The organism is Pedobacter sp., from assembly GCF_035317785.1.
In the GTDB taxonomy this organism is placed as follows: domain Bacteria; phylum Bacteroidota; class Bacteroidia; order Sphingobacteriales; family Sphingobacteriaceae; genus Pedobacter.
In genome coordinates, this window is record NZ_DATHGC010000070.1 from 1 (window position 1) to 5,527 (window position 5,527).

Here is a 5,527-nt window from a genome sequence, read left to right on the forward strand (position 1 = left end):
GTAAGCCGCAAGCCTTCTGGCGTTAAACACCCCAAACTGAAAGAATACATCATCTCTGACTTTCTTGCCTTGCAATTTGATGATGCTGCACTGAGTGGTTACGACGCCTGTTTTTTCTGTGCCGGTATCAGTAGTGTAGGAATGTCAGAAGCTGATTATACCCGTATTACGTACGACACTACTATGCATTTTGCCAGGGCTGTCTCTGCGCAAAATCCAGGCATGACCTTTATTTATGTTAGCGGGGCCAGTACCGATAGTACGGAAAAAGGTAAAACGATGTGGGCAAGGGTAAAGGGCAAAACCGAAAATGACATTCAAAAACTGCCTTTTAAAAAAGTACACAATTTTCGCCCCGGCTTTATGAAAGCTGTGCCCGGACAGCAGCATACCCTGAAACTCTACCGGTACTTTGCCTGGATGTACCCCATCCTTAAAACCTTATTTCCTAATTCGGCGAGTACACTGAAGCAAGTCGCACACGCGATGATCATCTGTGCCACTACCGATGTAAATAAGCCAATCTTAGAAGTCAGCGACATCAATGCCACTGCATCTTAAACCCTGCCTTTACCCCAAACGCACATCACATTCATATCCCAGCCGGCCCGCACTCGGGATTGACCCGGTCGCTATGCTGTCAAATCTGGATGGGATTTGGGTCGGAACTGGGTCGGATGTGGTAAAAATAGTCTGACTCTGTGCCAACAGCTTTAACCCTTAACCGCCCTACTGTAGGATTTTAGGGAGAAAATGTGTATATTTGCAAAAAGGGATACACCTATACTTTTCTCTATCTCTCTACCCTTTATCATCTTGACGCAGGCATACCTGTAACGCAGAGAAAAGTTATTTTTTAACTAAAACATCAATTTATGGCTAAATCTCAAGCAACCTTTATGAAAAAGCAACTTGAAAAAAACAGACAAAAGAAAAAAGAAGATAAAGAACAACGCAAATTGGAGCGCCAGCAAAATTCTACAGGTTCGGACCTGGATAGCATGATGGCCTGGGTGAATGAGTTTGGAGAAATAGTGAACACTCCACCGCAGAAAAAATAAAGCTTACCCAGAGTATCTTTCAATATTTTATTAAAGGGCAAAAAACAACCGGTGTTTTTATTAGACTACTGCAATTACTTGCAGGCAGAATTTGAATCTGCACCTTTCCCCTCAGGGAACATCATACCGAAGTATCACCAGTTTACGGCACCTTTTAAGTTTAATAAAGCAATAAATGAAGAAGAGCAACGATTAACCAGTGTTTGGTTTAGCGTGACGGGCGAAGTAACACTGGCCTACGGCATCTTCTTTATTAGTTTTAATTTCTTTAAAAAGAAAGGCAAAAAGCAACAAGTGAGATACACCTTGCGGTGTTCCTGCTCTAACCACTGAGCTACATTGGCTAAACCAATGGCCGGAATTGAACCAGCGACCTGGACGTTAAGAATCGAAGTAACACTTATTTACGGCACTTTCTTTTATATTTTATAAGGAGCAACTGGCGAACGCGGGATGGGGGACCGCTTTTGGGACTCGAACCCACAGCATCGCTTGCGCAACACTGCCCACCCCCTCCAATGGTGCGAAGTAACCCGTTTCTACGGCATCCTTATTAATTTCTTTAAAAGTATGGGGTGTCAGCCTCCCCATACTTGGTTTATAATTCTATTTTATTGATCGCATCTAATGCAGATTCACCATTTTCCAAAGCAGCCAGCACTTCAAAAACTTTATCACTCCAGCCTGCAATCAGGTAAACATCATTGCGCAGTATTTGCAATGGCGCTTGTCCGTAACCCTGTAAGTCAAACAGGTAGAGTTTAGCTCCTGGAGATATCTCTGCCTTGTAGCGCAACCACAAGGTCTGTATGTGACTGCCTGATGCTGAGGAATCCCACAACTGACCGTCAGTGAATAACATCACTTTATCCATCCTGACTTTGCGGGACAAGATATCTTTGAGCACCAGATGGCCGTTAGTGGCATAACCCACTTCACCCTCGCGGCGGTAAAACTCCTGCACATTGCCCAGTATGTTACTACGTGGCACTGTGATTGTTTTCCAGGAATCACCAAACATGCCGACCTCAACGTTTTTACAACGTGAATGCAAAAGCATAGCCAGCATCAATCCCACATCGTACAGCAAGATCTTAGACTTTGCCGATACAGGTTTCTGCATCGATGCTGAAACATCGCAGGCAACCAGCACGCGGGTTTCATGGTCAAAACCTTTGATGTTTGCCGCGCTTGCCTGAACTGCTTTTTCCAAAGCATCCAGCAAGTCACCAGTGTGCCATTTGTTATCGCCCTGCGCCAAAGCCGTTAGGTTTTTAACAAAGCCTTGTCTAGTCGGTATTGCAGCCGGATCGATCAGCTCACGATATGCAGCAAGGTAACGGAACGGAAACTGTTTTGCCTTTGCCACTTCTGTGGCATCGCCCAAACGTGCACATACCTTTTCAAAGTGCATGTAACTTACACCAGCTTCCTGAATGTTACGCAAGTTTCTCAACAGGGCCATATAACCCAGTTTTCCGCTTTCTATCAGCTCTTCCCATTTGACACGAAATGCCATGGCTTTAGCCTCATTGCTGTCAAAATTCATTTGGCCTAATGCTGACAGCTCCGTTTCCCAGGTATACGGAGTTTGCAGATCGCCGGATACGATTTTGTTGAAGAGCAATTGCTGCAATTCATCCTTTGCTTTTGGGTGAACCAGGAACAAAGCATCACGCAGTTTGATGGAACCATCACGGTTGTATTTACCAAACTGGTACTCATCGAAACGGTTGAACGCAGCCGATAGTCCCTTTTGCAATTGCTTTGACAAGCGATTTAGCCTTTTAGTGCCTTTACGTTCGTTCAGCAATTCATAGCAAGCCAGCAACTCTGTGATCTCGTCTGCACGGCCGATCACACCGTCCGTAACTCTGGCGACCAGATTATCGCCAGAGTGCAGCCTGGCCAGTTCAGTTACCAAAACCAGCGGTACAGAGCGCATATGCATTTTAGTCCTGGCGTATACGGCCAGCTTACCCACAAACAGGGGCTCGCATTTGGCGATCAGCATGCGTAGACGTTCCATTCTTACTTCATTCTTTTCGTAAAAAGAATTATTTAGGCTCCATGTTACTACAGTGGAATACATTTCCATCTCGGGTGTCATCACAAACGCTTTTGCACCTTCGTGGTTTAACATTTGATTTTTTGTTCTGCTTAACAGGTTAAATTTCATCTTGAACCTCCTTTTTTCTTTTTGTTAATACAAAGGTTGAAAGCAACTGCGCAGCGTATCTGCGCAGTAAAATTATTTTAAATTATTTTCTAATCTTCCGGCTTTTCTTTTGGATTAGCCATGCGCACTATCCTCGGCTCAAACTTTGCAAGCACTTCAACCAGATCATTTTGCGCAGCCATTACCGCATGGATATCTTTATAGGCCATTGGCGCTTCATCTACATCGCTACCCATCAGTGTAATTCTTTTCTCTACAAGATTGGCTGCAATCACATTCTTATCCAGAGTTTTAAAAGCGGCGCTTCTGCTCATTAGGCGGCCGGCACCGTGGCTGGCGGAATTGATACTTGTTGCATTACCTTTTCCGCGAACCAGAAAACCTGGCGTGCTCATACTTCCGGGAATGATCCCCAATATGCCTTCGCCTGCCGGTGTGGCACCTTTACGATGTACCATTACCTCGGTACCGTCAGCCAATTGTTCCTTCCAGGCAAAATTGTGGTGGTTTTCTATCCTTGTAACCGGATTAATCCCTAAAGCAAGGGCAATCTTATTGTGGATCTCGTGGTGATTTGCGCTTGCATATTCACCGGCAAGGTTCATGGCGATCCAGTACTCTTGTCCTTCATCTTTATCCAGATCCAACCAGGCTAAGTGCTTGGCTTCGGAAGACAATTTCGTTTTAGTCATCGCAATTTTGCTATAGTGATCCGCCACAGCGCCGCCAAATCCTCTTGAACCGGAGTGCGATAACAAAGCCAGGTACTTGCCTGCCGGGATACTCTCTAAGGCGCCCTCGCCAACGGTTAACTCGCCCCATTCTACGAAATGGTTGCCCGTACCGCTCGTACCCAACTGGGCATACGCTCTATCTTTCAAGGATCGGATCACTTTGGTTTCGTTCCAGGCGGCACTATCGAATAATGAACTGTCAAAATACGATTTGGTGGTACATCCTATACCGAAATAGGTATGGTCTACCAGTATATTTTTTAATTTGTCAGTCTCCGTATCAATAGTTTCCGCAGGCAGCTCAAATATGCTCAGACACATACGGCAGGCAATATCTACCCCAACGGCAAACGGGATAATCGTGTTTGCAGTGGTAGCCAATACGCCGCCGATTGGAAGGCCATACCCTTGGTGCGCATCGGGCATAAGGGCGCCAGCAACCGCAATAGGCAATTGTATGGCTGTACGCATTTGCGCCAGAGCACCCACTTCGATATGCTCCAGTCCCCATACCGGGAACTCGGCTATTTCTTCTTTCAGCTTAAAGTTGCTTCGTTCTTGTTTTACAAACTTACCTTCCTTACGCATGGCAATTATATCCTCGGCGAGGTTCTTGAACTTACCGCCTTTCTTCAAAGCATAGGGCGTAGGGTCGTCGATCAGCGCTTCTATATTGGCCAGGATTTCAGACTTACCCATTACGTTATGTTTCAGTAAACCATTGGCCACGCGGCTGAAGTTGACGAGGATTTCTACTTCTTCGATCCCTAAAGTCCTTAATTCGTTGTTGCTGATTTTCTCTTTTTCCATGACTGTTTTATTATTTATTGATACAAAGGAATGCAGCATCTGCGCAGTGTATTTGCGCAGTTAAAAATAATTCATAAATTCATTAAAATAATTTCAGACCAGATGCCTGTCAACAGAAACGCCCTCATCCGCTACCGTACCATTGATCAATGCCTGCAAAACCGCTATAGAAAATGGACGCTCGACGACCTGATCGACGCCTGTAGTGACGCAATCTATGAATACCAGGGCATTGATACTGGTGTAAGCAGGAGGACTGTACAGGCCGATATGGAGATGATGCGCAGCAATAAGCTGGGTTATGAAGCGCCGATTGTTGTAGTTGATAAGAAGTATTACACCTACAGCGTGAAAAATTACAGCATCACCAACAGTCCGCTAAACCAGCAGGACATGCAGGTGCTGACGGAGGTATCTGGTTTATTAAAACAATTTAAGGGCTTTAACCATTTTGCTGATCTGAATGAAATGGTGAGCAAGCTGGAAGATAAGATCTATTCGCAGAAGACGCATAGTGCCCCGGTCATAGATTTTGAACGGAATGATAACCTGAAAGGGCTGGAGTACATTGAAGTGATCCGAAAAGCAATAGTGGCGAAGAAAACGCTGTGTTTTACCTATCAGTCATTTAAGGCACGGGATGCCAGTACATTTTGTTTTAGCGCCTATTTGCTCAAGGAATATCGGAACCGCTGGTTTGTATTGGGCATACAGCATAAGAAAAACGGGAATCTGTACAATCT

5 protein-coding genes are annotated in these 5,527 nt (G+C 45.1%); 3 read left to right on the forward strand and 2 right to left on the reverse strand.

Translation table 11 applies throughout. From position 1 onward, the window contains the following. Both VK541_RS04445 and VK541_RS04450 read left to right on the forward strand, forming a co-directional pair. Positions 1–561, forward strand: a 561-nt coding sequence (locus tag VK541_RS04445; RefSeq protein WP_324367328.1) for an epimerase, incomplete at its 5' end; no start/stop codon positions are given. A 314-nt stretch (positions 562–875) separates the two neighbouring features. After that, positions 876–1,061, forward strand: coding sequence for a hypothetical protein (locus tag VK541_RS04450; RefSeq protein WP_324367330.1), 186 nt, complete (start codon positions 876–878; stop codon positions 1,059–1,061). A 598-nt stretch (positions 1,062–1,659) separates the two neighbouring features. Here VK541_RS04450 and VK541_RS04455 read toward each other — a convergent pair. Together VK541_RS04455 and VK541_RS04460 are read right to left on the reverse strand one after the other, a co-directional pair. Then, a complete protein-coding gene (locus VK541_RS04455) occupies positions 1,660–3,240 on the reverse strand; it encodes a TROVE domain-containing protein (RefSeq protein WP_324367332.1) in 1,581 nt (526 codons plus the stop codon). Positions 3,241–3,329: 89 nt separating this feature from the next. After that, complete coding sequence (locus VK541_RS04460) at positions 3,330–4,784, reverse strand: RtcB family protein (RefSeq protein ID WP_324367334.1); 1,455 nt, start codon at positions 4,782–4,784, stop codon at positions 3,330–3,332. A gap of 102 nt (positions 4,785–4,886) precedes the next feature. Here VK541_RS04460 and VK541_RS04465 point away from each other — a divergent pair. After that, positions 4,887–5,527: helix-turn-helix transcriptional regulator (locus tag VK541_RS04465; RefSeq protein WP_414692605.1), on the forward strand; the 641-nt coding region annotated here is incomplete at its 3' end.